This window comes from Magnetococcales bacterium (assembly GCA_015228815.1).
Lineage (GTDB): Bacteria > Pseudomonadota > Magnetococcia > Magnetococcales > UBA8363 > UBA8363.
This window is the reverse complement of the sequence record JADGCV010000058.1, coordinates 1-18,954: the sequence shown is the minus strand read 5'-3', so window position 1 is coordinate 18,954 and position 18,954 is coordinate 1. Positions and strand designations below refer to the sequence as shown.

The window sequence follows — 18,954 nt, the reverse complement described above, 5'->3', positions numbered from 1 at the left end:
AAATTCGCTTCGGGTGAAATGGCGTGTAAAAAACTAAAGTCAAAAACAAAATCAAAACCCTGGGGGCAATCCCCCAGACCCCTTTTTTCTTTCAATAATTCCGATCCCGGGGGGACCTGGGCCGTTACGTTTTCTTTTTATCTGGATCAAGCACAATGGCGACCGAATTGATGCAATAACGCAGGCCGGTCGGTTGCGGGCCGTCATTGAAGACATGACCAAGATGGGCATCACATCGAGCGCAGCGGACTTCAAGACGATGCATGCCGAAGGAGTGGTCTTCTTGGGTCGTCAGGCTGGTGACGTCGCATGGCGCCGAAAAACTTGGCCAGCCGCATCCTGAAGCGAATTTTGTTTTCGAGGAAAACAATTCGGCGCCGCAACAAACGCACCGATAGTTCCCCGGATCGGTGCAATCATGATAGTGCCCCGTGAACGCAGGTTCGGTTCCATTGCGGCGACAAACCCGGAACTGCTCCGGGGTCAGTGATTTCATCCATTCGGATTCGGATTTTACGATTCTGTTCACGAAGACACCTTCAACGGGGTCATGAAATGGCCTGCATACCACATCAGGCAGGGTCCATGGGTGCGTTGGCGACCGTGGATTCGGGACAAAATCCGGGCAGAAACTTTTCCGCCACGCCACGATATTTTTCGGTCACATCCCGCGACAACCGGTAGGCACAGAACCTGGGACCGCACATCGAGCAGAACTCGGCGTTTCTGTGGGCCGTCTCGGGGAGGGTTTGATCATGGTATTCGCGTGCCCTGTCGGAATCGAGGGCAAGTTCGAACTGCCGGTTCCAATCGAACCGGTACCGGGCGCGGCTCATTTCGTCATCCCGGTCGCGGACGCCGGGACGGTGGCGGGCGATGTCGGCGGCGTGGGCGGCGATCTTGTAGGCGATGATGCCGTTGCGGACATCCTCGGCGTTGGGAAGCCCAAGGTGTTCCTTGGGGGTGACATAGCACAACATCGATGCCCCTTTCCAGGCGGCAATGGCTCCGCCGATCGCCGAGGCGATGTGGTCATAGCCGGCGGCAATGTCGGTCACCAGGGGACCAAGGACGTAAAATGGGGCTTCATGGCACAATTGCCGTTCCTTCTCCATGTTCATTTCGATCTGATCCATCGGAACATGACCGGGGCCTTCGATCATCACCTGGACATCCTGTTCCCAGGCCCGGAGCGTCAGTTCACCGAGGATGCGCAGCTCGGTGAACTGGGCAGCGTCGGAGGCATCGTGGAGCGACCCGGGGCGCAGACCGTCTCCCAGTGAAAGGGTGACATCATGTCGTTTGCAGATTTCCAGCAAACGGTCGAAATGGACAAAAAGGGGATTTTCCCGTTCATGGTGGAGCATCCACTGGGCCATCAGGGCGCCCCCCCGGGAAACGATCTTGGTGATGCGGCTTTCGATCAATGGCAACACCTCCATGACCACGCCGCAGTGGACCGTCATGTAATCCACCCCCTGCCGCGCCTGTTCCTCGATGACATCGAGCATCATGTCGGCGGTCAGGTGGCGGACGTCGGGCATCCGTTCGATCACTTCGTAGATGGGAACGGTGCCGATGGGAACGGGGGCGTTGCGCAGAATACGTTCGCGAATCTGGGGAATGGATCGACCGGTCGAAAGATCCATGACCGTGTCGGCACCGAAGCGGACGGAAAGGTGCAATTTTTCCAGTTCCTCCTCGATGCTCGATGAAATCTGCGAATTTCCAATATTAGCGTTGATTTTGCATCTGGCGGCGATGCCGATTCCCAGGGGGTGCAGTTCCGGATGGTTGATGTTGGCGGGAATGACCATCCGTCCGCGCGCCACCTCCTCCAGGACCGTTTCCGCGGTCAATCGCTCGGCCTGTGCGACGTGTTGCATTTCGGGCGTGATCACCCCTTGCCGTGCATAGTGCATCTGGGTAACGTTACCCGTGCGTCCCTTGACCCAGTCGGTACGAAAAGCTGACATGTTGAGGTTTCTCCCGTGGATTCGTAACCGCATACCCTGCGTGAAGGGGCGACACCGACCGATCGGACACCGTTCGGATGTCCCGTCGTCGATTCTTCGGACCCCGTATTGTGCGTATCCCGGGGTGTTCTTGACAAGGAGTTTTCCCCATGAGTCTGCTCGAACCACACCTGAATCCGGGGATTGCCTGGACGACCGATCGGGGAAAAACCACCCCGCTTCACTTTGGCGATCCCGAAGCCGAATTACAAGGGCTTCTGGTCCGGTGCGGGTGCGTCGATTTTTCCCATCGGGGAACGGTGGTCCTGTCGGGTATGGATCGAACGACCTTTCTTGGGGGGTTGGTGACCAATCAGGTCAAGGATTTGCGTCCCGACCGTTGTCTTTATACCGCCATGCTCTCCCCTCAGGGACGGTTCCAGTGGGATTTCACGCTGCTCGATCACGGGGAGACGGTTGTTCTGGATACCGAGCCCGATGCGGTGGATGCCCTGGTGTCGGCGTTGAATTTCTACCGCCTGCGCTCCAAGGTTGCCATCGAGGTTCCGCAACAACGATGGGGCATTCTCGGGGTGGTCGGACCGGACGCGGGATACGCCCTGGCCAAGGTCTTTCCGGGAATCGACTTTGCCGGAGCCTCCTTGGGAACCGTATGGCCGCTCGACGAACAGTTAAAAATCTGGCGCGATCCAAGGCATCCGGCGTTCGGTTTTCGCCTTCGCGTCCCCGGCGACGGCTTCTTCGACCTTTGGCAACGGATGGCGGCGGTGGCGCCCGCGGCAGGCTGCGTGGCATGGGAAACCTGTCGCATCATCAACGCGCTTCCCCGGGGCGGCGCGGAATGGCTTCCCGGAGAAACCCTCCCTCTGGAGGCGGGGGCTTTGGAGATGAATGCCGTCAGTTTCCAGAAAGGGTGCTATGTCGGCCAGGAAACCACGGCCCGAACCCACCATCGTGGCACGCTCAAGAAAAGATTGTTTCACCTTTCCATCGATGGCGTCGGAGAACTTCCCCTGGGGACTCCGGTGGTTTTGCCGTCGGGCAGGGAGGTGGGCGCGGTGACCAGCATCGTTGTCCATGGGGGTGGTTTGCGGGGGCTTGCGGTGTTGCGGTTGAGCGATGTGGCGACCGGACTTCCCCTGACGGCCCTGGGCCGAGCGGTATCCGTGAGAAAACCGGAGTGGGCAACCTGGGAATTGTCCTGAGAATGCGCACGTCGTTCTGGTTCGGACAGCGGCGGAAACGGCAGGGGGGATCCGCTGCGCGTCATCGAGGATTTTCGCATTCGTCCCGTTTCGGCGAGGATGGCGGATACAAGGGGATTCCTGTAGAATCGTCTCCGGCGTCGGCAGTTGTGATTGACCTTCCCAGAAACAACGGTCATCGAATGCAGTCCCAGGTAAAAACTTTTTCCGGAAATCATCACCGTCCATGGAATCATCTTCGACCGAGGTAACGCCCCTGCCGCCATTGCGCATCGGCGATCATGTCATTCCCATTCCCATCATTCAGGGAGGAATGGGAATCCGTGTTTCGGCCAATGGCCTGGCCTCCGCCGTGGCCAATGAAGGGGGCGCGGGGATCATCGCCACCGTCGCCCTTTCCCTGGCCTCCCGTTATTATAAAAAGGGAAAAGATTATTTCCGTGCCAATATAAAAGCCCTGATCGAGGAATTGGCCTTGACCCGGGAGAAAAGTCCCCACGGAATCATCGGTACCAACTGCATGGTCGCCATCAAGGATTACGAGGCGATGGTGCGCACCTCGGTCGAATACGGGGCGCAGTTGATCATCTCCGGGGCGGGATTGCCGTTGCGCCTGCCGGAGTTCGCCCAGGCCAATCCCAGGACCGCCCTGGTTCCCATCGTCTCCTCCCTGCGTGCCGCCAAACTCCTGGCAAAACGATGGTTCAAACTCTATAAAAGAATTCCCGATGCCTACGTCTTCGAGGATCCCAATGTGGCGGGGGGGCATCTGGGGGTCAATCGTCGGCAATTGTTCGATGCCCAACACGGTTCCGATGTCGTCGTTCCCGAGTTGGCCGAATGGTCGCGGACCGAATACAACGATGAGATTCCAATCGTGACCGCTGGCGGGGTATGGGATCGAAAGGACATCGATCACGCCCTCGCGCTTGGGGCCAAGGGGGTGCAGATGGCCAGCCGCTTCCTCTGCACCTACGAATGCGATGCCCATCCCAACTTTAAACAGGCCTTCATCGATGCCAGGGAAGGGGATGTGGTCATCGTCGATTCGCCGGCGGGACTTCCCGGTCGCGCCATCAATACCGAATTTACCCGTACCTTGTTTCGCGGCGGGGAAGTCGCCGATCATTGCTTCGCCACCTGTCTGGAATATTGTCTCTGCCGCGAACAGAAGGAGGCCTTTTGCGTCGCCGCCGCCCTGCACCACGCCCAGCAGGGAAACATGACCCATGGGTTGGTCTTTACCGGAACCAACGCGGTACGCCATACCCGTATGATGCATGTTCATGACATATTTGACGAGTTGAAAACAGGAAGACCGGCATCCTCCTGACAGCACCCCCATCCCGGAAAGATTGGCATCCTCCTGGGAGTGATCAATCCAGTGCGCCCGTTTTTCCCTGGACGATCCCTGGTCCAAAGGCGCTTGAAGCGCCAGGGATTCGTGGTCCCCGACAATCGCCATCATGACGGAGTTTGAATCGTGAATCCCGGTCCCCGTTCCCAGGAACGGTTTTTTCGCGCCCTTCCAGGACTTGTCCCCGTGGAAAGGCTGTCTCATGTCCACCTGGTCCACCAGGATCCGGCCTTTCCATCACCCGTGGGACCACTGCGCAGCCACGGGTTTACGGGATGCGTCGTCGCCGCACGCGCCTCCATCGTCCAACAGTTTGCCACATGGCCCCGGTTGAACTGGGTTCTTCACGATCATCCAACCGCCGGACAAAAAGGGGACCACCTGTTGCTGGAATTGCCCCAGGGGCGGGAGGCGATTCGATCGACGGTGTGGCAGGCCATGGATTGCCTGGGTCCTTCCGGACGCCTTTGGATCTATGGGATTCGGGAACACGGTATCCGTTCGTTGGGAAAAAAATATCCTTCCGCCGAGGTGGCCCTGATCAAGGGACACATGCGCCTGGTTTCCCTGGGCAGGGAGGAGGAACCGCAGCCATCCCACCACGACGATCCGTTTCACCGGTTCATTCATGAGGGACTGGAGTTCGCGACATTGCCGGGGGTATTCTCCTGGACCGAGGCCGATGAGGGGTCCTTGATGTTGCTTCAGGCCATGATCGATCGGGATCCGGGTGAAAAAGTGTTGGACTGGGGGTGCGGATATGGCCTTTTGGGGGTGGTTTTGGCGCGTCGCTGGCCCCAGGCGGAAATCGTGATGGCCGATGACCAGGTGGCGGCGGTTCGGGCAGCCCGGGAAACGATTCGTCGAAATGGCCTTGAGGATCGAACGGTGGTATTTCTGGAGGATGGCCTCGGCCACGAGGTGTCCCGGAACACCTATTCGACCATCGTGACCAATCCCCCCTTTCATCGCGGCGCCCGCAACGAATTGGGACCTTCGCGGTCTTTCTTCAATCAGGCCGCCTCCCTCCTTCGTCCGGGTGGCAGTCTGTGGTTTGTGAGCAACAATTTTCTCGAATATGGCCGTCTGTTGCGACAAGGAGATTTCCTGGTCGAGACAGTCCTGGAAAACAGTCGTTTTTCCGTTTGCCGCGCCTGGAAGGGATAGGGATCCCAATCGCGATTCAATGTTGCGCGGGAACGGCGGGCAGCACCGGCGTCTGGAGGGGCGTTGCCTGGGTTTCTTGATGGATTCCGGGGGGAATGTACTGAACCTGAATGGGCCAGAGTCGCTGAGCGGTCACCAACAGGCCGACCGCAGCCAGAATCATCGCTCCCATCTTGATGATCATGCGCAGTTCAAGTTCCTTCAAATCCCGCTTGAGTTCAACCTTCGTGTTTTCGATGTCGCGTTTGACGATTTCGATGTCGCGCTTGACGATTTCGATGTCGTGCTTGAGTTCGGCTCTTATATTCTCGATATCATGCTTGAGTTCGGTTCTTATATTTTCGATATCACGCTTGAGTTCGGCTCTTATATTTTCGATATCACGCTTGAGTTCGGCTCTTGAGTTCTCGATGTCGCGTTTGACCATCTCGGTGTCCACCTTGGTGGCCAGCCGTTCTTCCAACAACGTGACGATGGTCTCGGCCTGAACTTCGGCTTGGGCATCGGAAAAACCGACCGACTTCAACTTTTTGGCGAAGGCCAACGTGTCGAACATCACGGATCCGTTCATTGCGTGTTCCTCGGTTGTCCAGGAAGCGATGATCCGCCATGTTGCGCGGGAACGGCGGGCAGCATCGGCGTTTGGAGGGGCGTTGCCTGGGTTTCTTGATGGATTCCGGGGGGAATGTACTGAACCTGAATGGGCCAGAGTCGCTGAGCGGTCACCAACAGGCCGACCGCAGCCAGAATCATCGCTCCCATCTTGATGATCATGCGCAGTTCAAGTTCCTTCAAATCCCGCTTGAGTTCAACCTTCGTGTTTTCGATGTCGCGTTTGACGATTTCGATGTCGCGCTTGACGATTTCGATGTCGTGCTTGAGTTCGGCTCTTATATTCTCGATATCATGCTTGAGTTCGGTTCTTATATTTTCGATATCACGCTTGAGTTCGGCTCTTATATTTTCGATATCACGCTTGAGTTCGGCTCTTGAGTTCTCGATGTCGCGTTTGACCATCTCGGTGTCCACCTTGGTGGCCAGCCGTTCTTCCAACAACGTGACGATGGTCTCGGCCTGAACTTCGGCTTGGGCATCGGAAAAACCGACCGACTTCAACTTTTTGGCGAAGGCCAACGTGTCGAACATCACGGATCCGTTCATTGCGTGTTCCTCGGTTGTCCAGGAAGCGATGATCCGCCATGTTGCGCGGGAACGGCGGGCAGCATCGGCGTTTGGAGGGGCGTTGCCTGGGTTTCTTGATGGATTCCGGGGGGAATGTACTGAATCTGAATGGGCCAGAGTCGCTGAGCGGTCACCAACAGGCCGACCGCAGCCAGAATCATCGCTCCCATCTTGATGATCATGCGCAGTTCGAGTTCTTTCAAATCCCGCTTGAGTTCAACGTTTGTGTTTTCGATGTCGCGTTTGAGTTCGGCTCTTGTGTTTTCGATGTCGCGTTTGACCATTTCGATGTCGCGTTTGAGTTCGGCTCTTGTGTTTTCGATGTCGCGTTTGAGTTCGGCTCTTGAGTTTTCGATGTCGCGCTTGACCATTTCGATGTCCACCTTGGTGGCCAACCGTTCTTCCAACAACGCGATGATGGTCTCGGCCTGAACTTCGGCCTGGGCTTCGGAAAAACCGACCGATTTCAGTTTTTTGGTATAGGCCAACGTGTCGAACATCACGGGTCCGTTCATGGCGTGTTCCTCGGGTGTCCAGATTGATTTGAACATGCTGAATTTTTGTGCCCTTTGTTGTCCGGCAATTCAAGTGTATCCTTTTTCGCCATGAGGATCCACCATTGTTCGATCATGGTCCATTCGTGCATCATCATGATTGACTTGCCCTTGCCGATGAAGCAACATGAAGGCGGCAGGAGGGGAAATCGGGGCGGCGACAGTCCTCAAGTACAATCCGATGATGTTCTTTCTTGAAAACAGCAGACGGGTGACCGGTCATGATGGGAATGAAGGGGGCGAGGATGGTTCCATTGCTGTTGACGGCAATGGTTGTGCTGATGTTTTTTGGCGTTTCGTGGGCCGGTGACACGTCGGAAGCGGTCGATTCGACCGCCAGGGTGGAAACTTTTCCGCCGGTCGCCCCAGCCGAACCCGAAAAGGCGCCACGAAAAACCTTCGATTCCCTGAGCAAGGAGAGCGCCACCTGCGTCTCCTGCCACATCGAGGACAACCGGGGTCTCTATCAACAATGGGGCAGTTCCAAGCATTATGGCGCCAACGTCGGCTGCTATGAATGCCACCGGGCAGAGCAGGGGGACCCGGATGCCTTCATGCACAAGAAATTTTTGATTTCCGTGATCGTCAGTCCCAAGGATTGCGGGCGTTGCCATGAACGGGAGGCCAAGGAGTTCACCCAGAGCGTTCATTCCCGCGCCGGGGACATCAAGGAAAGTCCCGCTTATTTTCTTGCCTCCGCGGTCCAGGGGATGCCCGATGAACTCCACGCTGCCGCCGGACGCCACGGGTGTACCCAGTGTCACGGTTCGGAGGTTCGGGTCAAGTCGGGTGGAAAACTGGAGGCGACGACCTGGCCCAACAGCGGTATTGGTCGCATCAATCCCGACGGTTCGCGTGGCGCCTGTACCGCCTGCCATCAACGCCATGAATTTTCCCAGATCCAGGCCCGTCGTCCCGAGGCCTGCGGCAAGTGCCATCGCGGACCGGCCCATCCCCAGAAGGAAATCTATGATGAGTCCAAGCATGGCATCAACTTCTACGCCAACCTGGAACGGTTGAAACTGGAGTCTCCCAAATGGGTGCCGGGAGAGGACTATGATACCGGACCGACCTGCGCCACATGTCACATGTCGGCTACTGTCGAATCCCCTCTGACCCATGATGTCAGTCATCGCATCAGTTGGGACCTTAAATCGCCCGTGTCGCGCAAGGTTGGCGACGGACTGGAAAATAATCCGGAAAAAACAGGGACCTCCTGGAAGGAAAACCGGAAACGGATGCAGGAAGTGTGCTTTTCCTGCCATACCGAATCCATCGTCGAAAATTTCTATGAACAGTATGACAATGTCGTGTCACTCTACAATGCCAAGTTTGCCCAACCGGCCCAGGATCTGATGAACAGTTTGGCCAAAACAGGACTTCGGACCGCGGTCGATTTTGACGAGGCCATCGAATGGACCTGGTTTGAAATCTGGCATCAGGCGGGGCGCCGGGTGCGTCAGGGAGCCTCGATGCAGGCCCCCGATTATGTTCAATGGCAGGGATTTCACGATATTTCCCGGTTGTTCTATACCCAGTTGATCAACCAGGCGCAGAATTTGATTCTCCAGGCCCGCTCTTCCGGGAAAAAGGAGGCGGCTGATGAGGTGGCCCTGGTTCTTGAAGCCATCCTCGCCCGTCCCGAACACGCCTGGTTGCGGGGGGCCAAGGGGGTGGATCAACCGGCCAGGGCCAACCCCGGACCATGACGGACCGGAACATGGGATGCGGGCGGATGGCATCGCGGGGACGGGGCGGAAGGATGCGGTTCGAGGCGCTGGTCTTGATCGTCGGGCTGATCCTGTCTTTCGTCGCAACCGTCCAGGCCCAGGAACAAGCCGGAATACCGCGGACGGATGACCCTGCTGGGAACATCGGTGGTGATGCCATTTCACCACCCCAGGGGATTCCGGGAGCGGAACCGCTCCAGTGGCGTGGTCTCGCTGGCATGGAGGAGACAACTCCCATCCCGGTCGATGGCAATACCTCGGATGTTCGTTGTTATGGGTGCCATGGGGAGAAGGGGTTCAGTGTTCCCCTGGGGGCGGGGATTCGCTCCAAACAACGTTCCCTGTACGTCGATCGGGAACAATTGCAACAGAGCGTTCACGGCAAGCGGTTGTGCGTCGAGTGCCACCGCGACATTACCCTGATTCCCCATGTGTTGAAGGAGGGGGAAGGCGTCGATTGCATCCGCTGTCACAGTGACCTGCACCGCAAGGGATGGGGGCGGTTGCATGGACATGATGATGCGGTCCTGGACAAGGTGGTGCAAAACATCGCCTTCTACATGGAATCGGTCCATGGCCAACCGCGCAAGGATGGTTCGGGAAAACTCAATGCCGGTTGTCCCGATTGTCATGACGGCCACACGATTGCCGCCAAGGGAACGGAGGGACGCGAAGCGTTTCGCCTGTCCACTCCGGTGGTCTGCGGTCGTTGCCATCAGGAGCAACTGCGTCTGTACGAAAATTCGGTGCATGGTGCGGAGGTCTTGCGTTTTGGCAATGTCAAGGCGGCGGTATGCGCCGATTGCCATACCGCGCACAAAATCTCCTCGCCGCACCAGAATCCCGCCAAGCTGGTCATCACCAAGAGTTGTGGCAACTGTCATCAGGAATCCTATGAAACCTATGTCAAAACGTATCACGGACAGGTCAATGTCCTGGGATACGCCCACACCGCCAAATGTTATGATTGCCATTCCGCCCATTCCAATGTCCGTGTTTCCGCCCCCGATTCTCCCGTTTCCGGAACAAACAGGGAAAAGACCTGCCGGAAATGTCATGCCGATGTATCACCGGGTTTTTTGACCTTTCTTCCCCATGGCAACGCCCATGACTTTGAACGCTATCCGGAACTGTGGTTGGCCTCCAAATTCATGCTGCTGTTGCTGGCGGGGGTTTTTCTCTTTTTCTGGAGTCATTCGGCGCTGTGGTTTTATCGTGAATCGCAGGAAAGGAAGGCGGGCCTGAGACCCGGAGTCGAGGACGTTTCCGTGGTGAAGGGCGGGGATGGAAGGACGTGGGTGCAACGGTTTCCCCCCTTGTGGCGGTTGGCCCACCTGACCTTTGCCTTGTCGATCATGACCCTGGCCTTTACCGGGATGACGGTGCTGTATCCCGATGCCTTCTGGGCCCCCTGGGTGGCGCGTTTCATCGGCGGGGCGCCGGTGATGGCCATTGTCCACCGGGTGGCGGCGGTGTTGTTTTCCCTGGTGTTCTTCATGCATTTGGGAGCGGTTCTTTATCGCATTTTCTGGCGCGGTCGCGGCACCTTTCGCTGGTTCGGGCCGACTTCGCTTGTCCCCAACTGGCAGGATCTCAAGGATTTCATCGCCATGGTGCGCTGGTTTCTGGGCCGGGGGCCGCGGCCTGTCTTCGATCATTGGAGCTATTGGGAAAAATTTGATTACTGGGCCCCCTTCTGGGGCATGTTCATCATCGGCTCTTCAGGATTGGTCCTGTGGTTTCCCAGGGTGGCGGGTGAATTTCTTCCGGGATGGGTCTTCAATGTCGCCACCATCATTCATGGCGAGGAGGCCTTTCTGGCGGTCGTGTTCATCTTCTCGGTCCATTTTTTCAACTGCCATTTTCGTCCGAGCAAGTTTCCCCTCGACATCATGATGTTCGTCGGTCGCATGCCCGTATCCGAGTTCAAACATGAGCGACAGGTGGAATACCGTCGATTGATGGAAAACGGTCAGTTGGAGCGCATTCTGGTTGCCCCGCCCTCTTCCAGACTGAAATTCTGGTCACATGTCCTTGGGTTTGCCCTGATTGCCATCGGTCTGACACTGTTGTTCATCACCCTGAGCGGTTTTGGCCTCCACCTGTGGGAAGGAAAGATCTGAACGCTCATTCCGGAGTGGGACCTGAAACTCCTTCCGGAATGGGGACGCCCGCTCCGGATCCCTGGGTCCCGTTTTTATCCGGGATTCGGTTGTTCCTGATCGGAGGGGGCGTGATCGCGGCGATGCTTTTTCTCGCGGGATGGACGGCGTGGGGGTGGGGCCGGGCGATGCCTTCCTTTGCCGAAGTGCGCGCTTCGTGGCGTCCGAGTGATCAGCTGTTGCTCGACCGAACGGGGACTGTTCTGCACGAGACGCGGGTCTCCTTCAGGGGACGCAGACTTTCCTGGACACCGCTTCGCGAGGTCTCGCCTTTGGCCCTGGAGATCCTGGTTGCCGCCGAGGACCGTCGCTTTCGCCATCATGGTGGCGTTGATTGGCGTGCGCTCATGGCGGCGTTCCGGGGGCGCTTGACGGGAAGCGGGCGGCGGGGCGGTTCCACCATCACCATGCAGTTGGCGGGGCTTTTGGACCACAATCTCGCAGGCCGTGCCGGTGGCAGGAGTCTTGGGGAAAAATGGCGGCAGATGCGGGCGGCCTGGGGACTCGAACAAACCTGGAGCAAGGATGAAATACTGGAGGCCTATCTCAACCGGGTCACCTTTCGCGGCGAGATGGAAGGGATCGGGACGGCGGCCCGTGGATTGTTCGACAAGGGGGCGGACGCCTTGACCCGGAGTGACGGCGTGATCCTCGCCTCCTTGTTGCGGTCTCCCAATGCCCGTGACGCGGAGATTGTGGCCAGGGCCTGTCGGCTGGCGGCGCGGGTTGCGCCGTCACGCCCCTGTGACGCGGTGCGGGAAGATGTGGATCGGATGTCGCGCCGGGGACGATGGATTTCCCCGCTGCGATCGGAGGCACCGCACCTGGCGCGCGCCCTTTTGAAAAACGGCGATGGGGAAGGGGACGTTGTCACGACGCTCGATGGCGATCTGCAACGGTTCGTGCGCGGCGTGCTGGATGCGGAACTGGCGCGGCTGGCGGGAGAAAATGTGCGCCAGGCCGCAGCCCTTGTCCTTGCCAACAAACGCGGGACCGTCCTGGCCTATGTCGGCAATGCCCCTCGCGGGGAAGCGGACAGTCAGGTGGATGGGGTCCAGGCGTTGCGTCAGGCAGGATCGACCTTGAAACCGTTTCTTTATGGCCTGGCGATCGAACAACGACGGTTGACCGCCGCCTCCCTTCTGGAGGATGCTCCATTGGACATCGTGACGGGCCGGGGACTCTATGTCCCGCGCAATTATGATGATCGGTTCATGGGATGGGTCAGTGTTCGAACGGCCCTGGCCTCCTCGCTCAATGTTCCGGCGGTCAAGGCGCTCCTTCTGACGGGGCTGGATGCCGTGGTGACCCGGTTGCGCCGCCTCGGGTTTTCGGGAATTTTGGAACGTGCCGAATTTTATGGTCCCGCCATCGCACTGGGATCGGTGGAGGTCCGTCTGTGGCAGTTGGTGAATGCCTACCGTACCCTGGCCAATGGCGGAATGTTTTCCCAACCACGGGTGCGGGTCGATCAGGGGGATGGAGAAGAAACGCGGGTATTTTCGCGGGAATCGGCGTTTATCATCGCCGACATCCTGGCCGACCCTTCCGCCAGGGTGGCAACCTTCGGTTTGGACAATTCCTTGAAACTTCCCTTCTGGAGCGCCGTCAAGACGGGGACCTCCAAGGGGATGCGGGACAATTGGTGCGTCGGTTTTTCCCGCGAATGGACGGTGGGGGTCTGGGTCGGCAACTTTGATGGCGAACCGATGCATGATGTGTCGGGGGTTTCGGGAGCCGCTCCGGCATGGCGGGCGGTGATGTCCTATCTTGGAGGATCGGGAGGCGATCCCGAGGCGCCACCGGGCGTGGAACGGACGCGGACCCGGTTTGCCCGGGAGGAAGAGGGGACGCGCCAGGAATGGTATGTCTCCGGTACCGCGATGACCACGGTGGAACGGGTTCGGCAGCGGCAGGGTGGGGTGCGGATCAGCTATCCCGGAACCGGAGTGATCATGGCGTTGGATCCGGACATTCCATCGGCGCGGGAACGGGTATTGTTTCGCATGGATCCGTTCCAGGCAGGGTATCGGTGGCGGCTCGACGGGGTGATACTGGATCATGGAATGGGTTGGGCTCCGGTCCGGGGGCGGCACTTTTTGGAACTGTTGGATGATCAGGGCGCGGTGATGGATCATGCGCGGTTCGAAGTTCGCTGACATGATCGGCGCCGAAGTTATCTTCCTTGGGAGGTCGTGATGGGATTTTTCTCCAAGATCGCGGGGGAATTCATCGACATCATCGAGTGGATCGATGATTCCGCCGATACTTTGGTTTACCGCTTTGAACGCCATGGAAACGAGATCAAATTTGGCGCCAGGCTCACGGTTCGCGAAGGGCAGCACGCCCTGTTCGTCAATGAAGGACGGCTGGCCGACGGTTTTTCTCCCGGAATGTATACCCTGGAGACGAAGAACATTCCGATATTGAGTACGTTGCAGGGGTGGAAATACGGCTTTTCCAGCCCGTTCAAGGCAGAGGTCTATTTTGTAAGTTTGCGCACCTTCACCAACATCAAATGGGGGACACGCAATCCGGTCATGTTGCGCGATCCCGAATTCGGTCCGGTACGGTTGCGCGGCTTTGGCAGTTTTTCCCTGCGCGTGATCGATCCCAAGGCTTTGGTTGCGGCGGTGGTGGGCACCGATGGTCGGTTCACCCTGGAGGAGATCACCGAACAGTTGCGTTCCTTGTTCGTGTCCCGTTTTGCCGATGTCCTGGCGGAAAGCAGGATTCCCTTGTTGGATCTTTCGACCCAGTATGACGAATTGGGGTTGGTGCTGCAAAAACGGATGGGTCCGGAGTTTCAAGAATATGGTCTGGAACTGGGCAAACCGTTGGTGGAGAACATTTCTCTTCCCGAGGAGGTCGAGAAAATCCTGGACAAGCGGACCAGTATGGGAATGATCGGCGATCTGGGGGCGTTCAATCGGTTTCAGGCGGGCGTGGCGATGGAAAAGGGGGCGGAAAATACGGGACCGGCGGGAGGCATGATGGGCATGGGGGTGGGAATGGCTTTGGGAGGACAGGTGGTATCGCCCTGGGGACCGGCCTCCCAGCCCGCGCCACTTCAAGCGCCGCCCCAGGTCACCCAGGCGCCTTCGCCGCCGCCGTTGCCGCCCCAATCGGTTTCCACCTATCATCTGGTTCTTCAAGGGCAGCAGCAGGGTCCTTACGATCTGGAGGGGGTACGGCGTTGGCTCGCCTCGGGTCAGGTGACGGGGCGGACCCTGGCCTGGAAACCGGGGATGGGGCAATGGGAAACCTTGGATCGATTTCCGGAATGGCCGACCCTGGCCGCCGTCCCACCGCCCGTGCCACAATGATTCATGATAAATTATTGAAAGAAAAAAGAACGAGGATGGCATGAATCGGGTCAAGGACAAGAGCGATCAATCGGCGAAACCTGGAGAGGTACGACAGTTTCCTTGTGCCCGATGCGGTGCCGGACTCGGTTTTTCACCCGGTGTTTCTTCGCTGGTCTGTGGCCATTGTGGCCATTCCCAGGAGATTGCCGCGGTCGAACGTGGGATTGAGGAACTTGAGTTTTCCGCCTGGATCGAAAAGGCGACCCGGGATGGCCAGGCGAGGGATGTTTCTCTGGTCTCCTGTTCCGGATGCGGGGCATCCCTCGAACCGGAACGGGGAACGGTGGCGATGCCGTGTCCTTTCTGTGGCCTGGCGATGGATCTTCAGGCAACTTCGCGGCGTTTGATCAAGCCGGCGGCGATTCTTCCGTTTGCGGTGGAAAAAAAAGAGGCGCGGGATCGGTTCCGTGAGTGGGTTTCGCGTCGCTGGTTTGCCCCCGATCGCCTCAAGAAGGTGGCGCGGGGGGATCAGCCGCTCGGGGGCGTGTATGTTCCCTACTGGACCTTCGATACCCGGACCGAAAGCGATTACCAGGGGCAGCGGGGAATTCATTACCAGGTTCAGGAACGTTATACCGCGATCGAAAATGGAAAAAGCGTCCAGAAGACCCGGACCGTCACCCGTACCCGTTGGACTCCGGTGGCGGGACACCTGACCCACCGCTTCGACGATGTCCTGGTGATGGCAAGCGATCAGTTGCCTCGGGATATGGCCGATAAACTCGAACCGTGGGACCTGGAACATCTGGTGGCCTATGATCCGGGATATGTCGGGGGATTCATTGCCCAAAGTTATCGGATCGGACTGGAAGAAGGACTGACCCTTGCCAAGGGAAAGATGGCGGGGGTGATCGAGGAGCGGATCAAGGATCAAATCGGTGGCGATGTTCAGAGGATCGATCATTGTTCGACCCGTCATGAAGAGATCACGTTCAAACATCTGTTGCTGCCGGTGTGGCTCGGCACCTATCGTTTTGGTGACCGGATCTACCGCTTTTTGCTCAATGGCCGGACCGGAGAGGTTCAGGGAGAGCGGCCTTACAGTTGGGTCAAGATTGGATTTGCGGTGCTATCGGTGGTGGCTCTGTCGGGCGGGATCTGGTTTTTCTTCGGACAGGAGATTCTTGACTGGGCCAGGAGTTCGGGGCTGGGGGCCGGGAATAAAAACAGCTTATGAAGGATTTGCGTATCTACCAGCGCCTGTGGTCGATGGTTCGGCCTTTTGTCGGGCAACTTGTCATCGCGATGCTGTGCATGGTGTTCATGGCGGCGGGAAACGGGGCCATCGCTTATATGGTGCAACCGTTGGTGGACGATGTGTTCATCCAGAGAAATGCGGCGCTTCTCGTCTGGATTCCGCTCTTGATCATGATCGTCTTCGTGGTGCGCGGGATTGCCTTTTTCTTTCAGTCCTATCTGATCACTACCGTCGGTCATCGCTTTGTTCAGATCATGCAGACCCGTCTGTACGAAAAGATTCTCCATCTGGACCTGGCTCATTTTCTGGGACGGGCGACGGGTGGATATATTTCCCGATTGATTTTCGACATCAACATGATCCGCTCGGTGGTTTCGACGACGATTGCCGACATCATCCGCGAGGTGTTCACGGTCCTTTCCCTTTTTGCGGTGGTGGTCTATCAGGCGGCCGATTTGGCGCTGGTTTCGGTGATGGGCATTCCACTGGTGGGTTATATGATCTTTCGTTTTGGCCTGATGATGCGTCGTCTCAGCCGCAATCGCCAGGAATTGATGGAGGAGGTCACCTCTCATCTGGAAGAGACCATTTCCGGGATGCAGGTGGTCAAGACATTCTCCATGGAAGGTCATGAAAGCGCCATTTTTTCCGGGATCACCGGGCATGTCCTGAAGAACCAACTCCGGGAGACGGCGATCGATTCCGTGTCCAAGCCGGCGGTGGACATGGTCGCCGGCATTGCCATCAGTGCGGTGGTATTGGTTTCCGGCGAGACGATCGTCAGTGGCGAGACCACGCCCGGCACTTTGTTTTCTTTTCTGACGGCTCTGATGATGGCCTACAGTCCGTTGAAACGAATCACCATGTTATACAACAATCTGCAAAGCGGCATGGCGGCGGCGCAGCGGGTGTTCGAACTGATGGATACCCCTGCCGCCATCGTCGCGCGTCCGGGGGCGGTGGTTCCACCGCCGATCCGGGAATCGATTCGCTACGAGGGGGTCTGTTTTCGTTATGAATCCAGTGATCACGATGTTCTTTCGGGGATTGATCTGACGATCGGCAAGGGGGAAAAGGTGGCCCTGGTCGGGCAGAGCGGCAGCGGCAAGACGACGTTGGTGCAACTGCTGCCGCGATTGTTCGACGTTGGTTCGGGGCGGATCGTCATCGATGGCGTGGACATTCGCGACATGACCCTGGACGGTTTGCGCGGTCAGATCGCCATAGTCAATCAGGAAAACCAGCTGTTCAACGATACCATCCGCAACAACATCGCCTACGGACGGATGGATGCCGGTCCGGACGAGGTGGAACGGGCGGCGCGGATGGCCAATGCCTGGGAGTTCATTCAGGAGTTGCCGGAGGGGCTTGATACGCGGGTGGGCAACCGGGGATTGATGCTGTCCGGGGGGCAACGGCAACGGATCGCCATCGCCCGGGCCTTGCTCAAGCCCGCCTCCATCCTGATCCTTGACGAGGCGACCAGCGCCCTGGACAGCGAAAACGAACGTCTGGTGCAGGATGCCCTGGATCGTCTGATCGATGCCTACACGACCCTGGTGATCGCCCATCGCCTGTCCACGGTTCGCAATGCCGACCGGATCGTGGTTCTGAACCAGGGACGGGTGGTGGAGCAGGGGACCCACGAGTATCTGTTGGGATTGAATGGTGAGTATGCGCGGCTCCATACCCTGCAATTTTTGCAGAACACGTCCCTGGAAACACCATGAACTCCCGAAAATTTCTGCGCATCGTGCATACGGAGGCCTCGATGGGCTGGGGCGGCCAGGAAATCCGCATCCTGAGCGAAAGCCGGGCCATGGCGGCGCGTGGTCACGAGGTTCAATTGTTGTGTCCCGCCGCATCGAGAATCGCCCTGGAGGGACAACGCGCTGGTGTGTCGGTGACCCTTGTTCCCATCGGGAGAAAAAATCTGGCGGGCTTGTGGTCGGTCCGTTCGTGGCTTGCTTCCCATCCGGTCGATGTCGTGGTGACGCACAGTTCGACCGACAGTTGGCTGGTGGCGCTGGCCTCGCAAACCCTGGCCCGTCCCGCGCCCATCGTCCGCCTGCGGCATGTTTCCACCGAGGTCCCCGACAACCTGCCGACCCGTTGGCTTTATACCCGGGCGAGCCGTCATATCGTCACCACCGGGACCTCCATCCGCGATCGTTTGATCACGGTCAACCGCTATCCGGAGGATCGGATCACCTCCATTCCGACGGGGATCGACCTGGAGCGTTTTTCGCCGGGCGACCGGCAGGGAGCACGGCGGAAACTTGGTCTGCCGGAGGAGGACACAATCATCGGGATCGTGGCGACCTTGCGCAGTTGGAAAGGGCATCGGTACCTTCTGGAGGCTTTTCGGGAATATCGATCATCCTGTCCCGACGGTTTTCGTTCACGGTTGGTTGTCGTGGGGGATGGTCCGCAGGAGGAGCGCCTTCATCGACAGGCGAAGGACCTGGGTATCGAGGATCGGGTGTCCTTTGCCGGTTATCAGCGCGATCCGGTGGATTGGTTGCATGCTTTGGATGTGTTTGCTCTTCCCTCCTATGGCAACGAAGGGGTTCCCCAGGCGTTGATGCAGGCGATGGCCTGTGGTTTACCCGTGGTCAGCACGCCAGTGGGATCCATTCCCGAGATTCTCACGACGGAGGTCAATGGACTTCTGGTTCGCCCCAGGGACAGTGGGGCGTTGACGGCTGCTCTTGAAAGGATTCTTCGCGATCGGACTTTGGCGGAAGAGTTGGGTCGGAACGCGCTGGCCGTGGCGCGGGAACGTTTTGGACTGGAGCGGATGGTGGCGGATATGGAGCGATTGCTTGAGCGTGTCGCCGACAAGTGATCCAACCGAAGCGGGTTCATAAAGGGGATTTTGTTTTGCGCCGGAAGGAAAAAACGTTGCGCGAAAAAAGAAAAGACCTTCATCCCGCTGTAGGAACGAGAACGATAGGATATGATCGACGCCGCGATATTATTGAAGGATTTAAAGGCGCTTCTGCCCGGGCTGGAGGATGACATCCGTATCCGGCTGGAAGAGACGCCCGGGGAG

15 protein-coding genes are annotated in these 18,954 nt (G+C 58.1%); 10 read left to right on the top strand and 5 right to left on the bottom strand.

The window, feature by feature from the left end; genetic code table 11:
* Positions 1–124: 124 nt before the first annotated feature.
* Together msrB and thiC are read right to left on the bottom strand one after the other, a co-directional pair.
* A complete protein-coding gene (gene msrB / locus HQL76_16640; GenBank protein ID MBF0110795.1) occupies positions 125–529 on the bottom strand; it encodes a peptide-methionine (R)-S-oxide reductase MsrB in 405 nt (134 codons plus the stop codon).
* Positions 530–572: 43 nt separating this feature from the next.
* Entirely contained in the window at positions 573–1,976 is a 1,404-nt protein-coding gene (thiC, locus tag HQL76_16635) for a phosphomethylpyrimidine synthase ThiC (GenBank protein MBF0110794.1), read from the bottom strand.
* Positions 1,977–2,125: 149 nt separating this feature from the next.
* On the opposite strand from thiC, the gene HQL76_16630 reads away from it, so the two are divergent.
* The 3 genes from HQL76_16630 (at position 2,126) to HQL76_16620 (ending at position 5,705) form a co-directional block, all read left to right on the top strand.
* Positions 2,126–3,181, top strand: a complete 1,056-nt coding sequence (locus HQL76_16630) for a folate-binding protein YgfZ (protein MBF0110793.1) — start codon at positions 2,126–2,128, stop codon at positions 3,179–3,181.
* Positions 3,182–3,407: 226 nt separating this feature from the next.
* A complete protein-coding gene (locus HQL76_16625; protein MBF0110792.1) occupies positions 3,408–4,514 on the top strand; it encodes a nitronate monooxygenase in 1,107 nt (368 codons plus the stop codon).
* 150 nt (positions 4,515–4,664) lie between these two features.
* Positions 4,665–5,705 carry a class I SAM-dependent methyltransferase gene (locus HQL76_16620; GenBank protein MBF0110791.1) on the top strand — a complete coding sequence of 347 codons (1,041 nt, stop codon included), beginning with the start codon at positions 4,665–4,667 and terminating at the stop codon, positions 5,703–5,705.
* A 16-nt stretch (positions 5,706–5,721) separates the two neighbouring features.
* On the opposite strand, the gene HQL76_16615 is transcribed toward HQL76_16620, so the two are convergent.
* Genes HQL76_16615 through HQL76_16605 form a run of 3 tightly spaced genes read right to left on the bottom strand, consistent with a single transcriptional unit; the run spans position 5,722 to position 7,438 of the window.
* A complete protein-coding gene (locus tag HQL76_16615; protein ID MBF0110790.1) occupies positions 5,722–6,276 on the bottom strand; it encodes a DUF1640 domain-containing protein in 555 nt (184 codons plus the stop codon).
* Positions 6,273–6,866: a DUF1640 domain-containing protein gene (locus HQL76_16610; GenBank protein MBF0110789.1), complete on the bottom strand. Its 594-nt coding sequence runs from the start codon at positions 6,864–6,866 to the stop codon at positions 6,273–6,275. Before HQL76_16610 ends, HQL76_16615 begins: the two co-directional genes overlap by 4 nt.
* A complete protein-coding gene (locus HQL76_16605) occupies positions 6,863–7,438 on the bottom strand; it encodes a DUF1640 domain-containing protein (protein ID MBF0110788.1) in 576 nt (191 codons plus the stop codon). The genes HQL76_16610 and HQL76_16605 overlap by 4 nt, the downstream gene beginning before the upstream one ends.
* A 224-nt stretch (positions 7,439–7,662) precedes the next feature.
* Between HQL76_16605 and HQL76_16600 the strand changes: the two genes are divergently transcribed.
* The 7 genes from HQL76_16600 (at position 7,663) to HQL76_16570 (ending at position 18,747) form a co-directional block, all read left to right on the top strand.
* Positions 7,663–9,150 (top strand): hydroxylamine oxidoreductase, encoded by a 1,488-nt coding sequence (locus HQL76_16600; GenBank protein ID MBF0110787.1) that lies wholly within the window; start codon positions 7,663–7,665, stop codon positions 9,148–9,150.
* A 26-nt stretch (positions 9,151–9,176) separates the two neighbouring features.
* Entirely contained in the window at positions 9,177–11,294 is a 2,118-nt protein-coding gene (locus HQL76_16595; GenBank protein ID MBF0110786.1) for a cytochrome C, read from the top strand.
* 167 nt (positions 11,295–11,461) lie between these two features.
* Positions 11,462–13,492, top strand: a complete 2,031-nt coding sequence (gene pbpC, locus HQL76_16590) for a penicillin-binding protein 1C (protein ID MBF0110785.1) — start codon at positions 11,462–11,464, stop codon at positions 13,490–13,492.
* A 39-nt stretch (positions 13,493–13,531) separates the two neighbouring features.
* Positions 13,532–14,659 carry an SPFH domain-containing protein gene (locus HQL76_16585; protein ID MBF0110784.1) on the top strand — a complete coding sequence of 376 codons (1,128 nt, stop codon included), beginning with the start codon at positions 13,532–13,534 and terminating at the stop codon, positions 14,657–14,659.
* A gap of 40 nt (positions 14,660–14,699) precedes the next feature.
* Positions 14,700–15,878: a primosomal protein N' (replication factor Y) - superfamily II helicase gene (locus HQL76_16580; GenBank protein ID MBF0110783.1), complete on the top strand. Its 1,179-nt coding sequence runs from the start codon at positions 14,700–14,702 to the stop codon at positions 15,876–15,878.
* On the top strand, positions 15,875–17,629 hold the full coding sequence (gene msbA, locus HQL76_16575; GenBank protein ID MBF0110782.1) for a lipid A export permease/ATP-binding protein MsbA: 1,755 nt from the start codon (positions 15,875–15,877) through the stop codon (positions 17,627–17,629). Before HQL76_16580 ends, msbA begins: the two co-directional genes overlap by 4 nt.
* Positions 17,626–18,747 (top strand): glycosyltransferase family 4 protein, encoded by a 1,122-nt coding sequence (locus tag HQL76_16570; protein ID MBF0110781.1) that lies wholly within the window; start codon positions 17,626–17,628, stop codon positions 18,745–18,747. Before msbA ends, HQL76_16570 begins: the two co-directional genes overlap by 4 nt.
* The last annotated feature ends 207 nt before the right edge of the window (positions 18,748–18,954 follow it).

Bases quoted from the DNA above. Each gene is read 5' to 3' on its own strand.
- HQL76_16605 (MBF0110788.1), bottom strand. From the start codon at position 7,438: ATGTTCAAATCAATCTGGACACCCGAGGAACACGCCATGAACGGACCC.
- HQL76_16610 (MBF0110789.1), bottom strand. From the start codon at position 6,866: ATGAACGGATCCGTGATGTTCGACACGTTGGCCTTCGCCAAAAAGTTG.
- HQL76_16580 (MBF0110783.1), top strand. From the start codon at position 14,700: ATGAATCGGGTCAAGGACAAGAGCGATCAATCGGCGAAACCTGGAGAG.
- HQL76_16595 (MBF0110786.1), top strand. From the start codon at position 9,177: ATGGCATCGCGGGGACGGGGCGGAAGGATGCGGTTCGAGGCGCTGGTC.
- HQL76_16630 (MBF0110793.1), top strand. From the start codon at position 2,126: ATGAGTCTGCTCGAACCACACCTGAATCCGGGGATTGCCTGGACGACC.
- HQL76_16570 (MBF0110781.1), top strand. From the start codon at position 17,626: ATGAACTCCCGAAAATTTCTGCGCATCGTGCATACGGAGGCCTCGATG.
- HQL76_16615 (MBF0110790.1), bottom strand. From the start codon at position 6,276: ATGAACGGATCCGTGATGTTCGACACGTTGGCCTTCGCCAAAAAGTTG.
- HQL76_16625 (MBF0110792.1), top strand. From the start codon at position 3,408: ATGGAATCATCTTCGACCGAGGTAACGCCCCTGCCGCCATTGCGCATC.
- pbpC (MBF0110785.1), top strand. From the start codon at position 11,462: ATGCCTTCCTTTGCCGAAGTGCGCGCTTCGTGGCGTCCGAGTGATCAG.
- thiC (MBF0110794.1), bottom strand. From the start codon at position 1,976: ATGTCAGCTTTTCGTACCGACTGGGTCAAGGGACGCACGGGTAACGTT.
- HQL76_16600 (MBF0110787.1), top strand. From the start codon at position 7,663: ATGATGGGAATGAAGGGGGCGAGGATGGTTCCATTGCTGTTGACGGCA.
- msbA (MBF0110782.1), top strand. From the start codon at position 15,875: ATGAAGGATTTGCGTATCTACCAGCGCCTGTGGTCGATGGTTCGGCCT.
- HQL76_16585 (MBF0110784.1), top strand. From the start codon at position 13,532: ATGGGATTTTTCTCCAAGATCGCGGGGGAATTCATCGACATCATCGAG.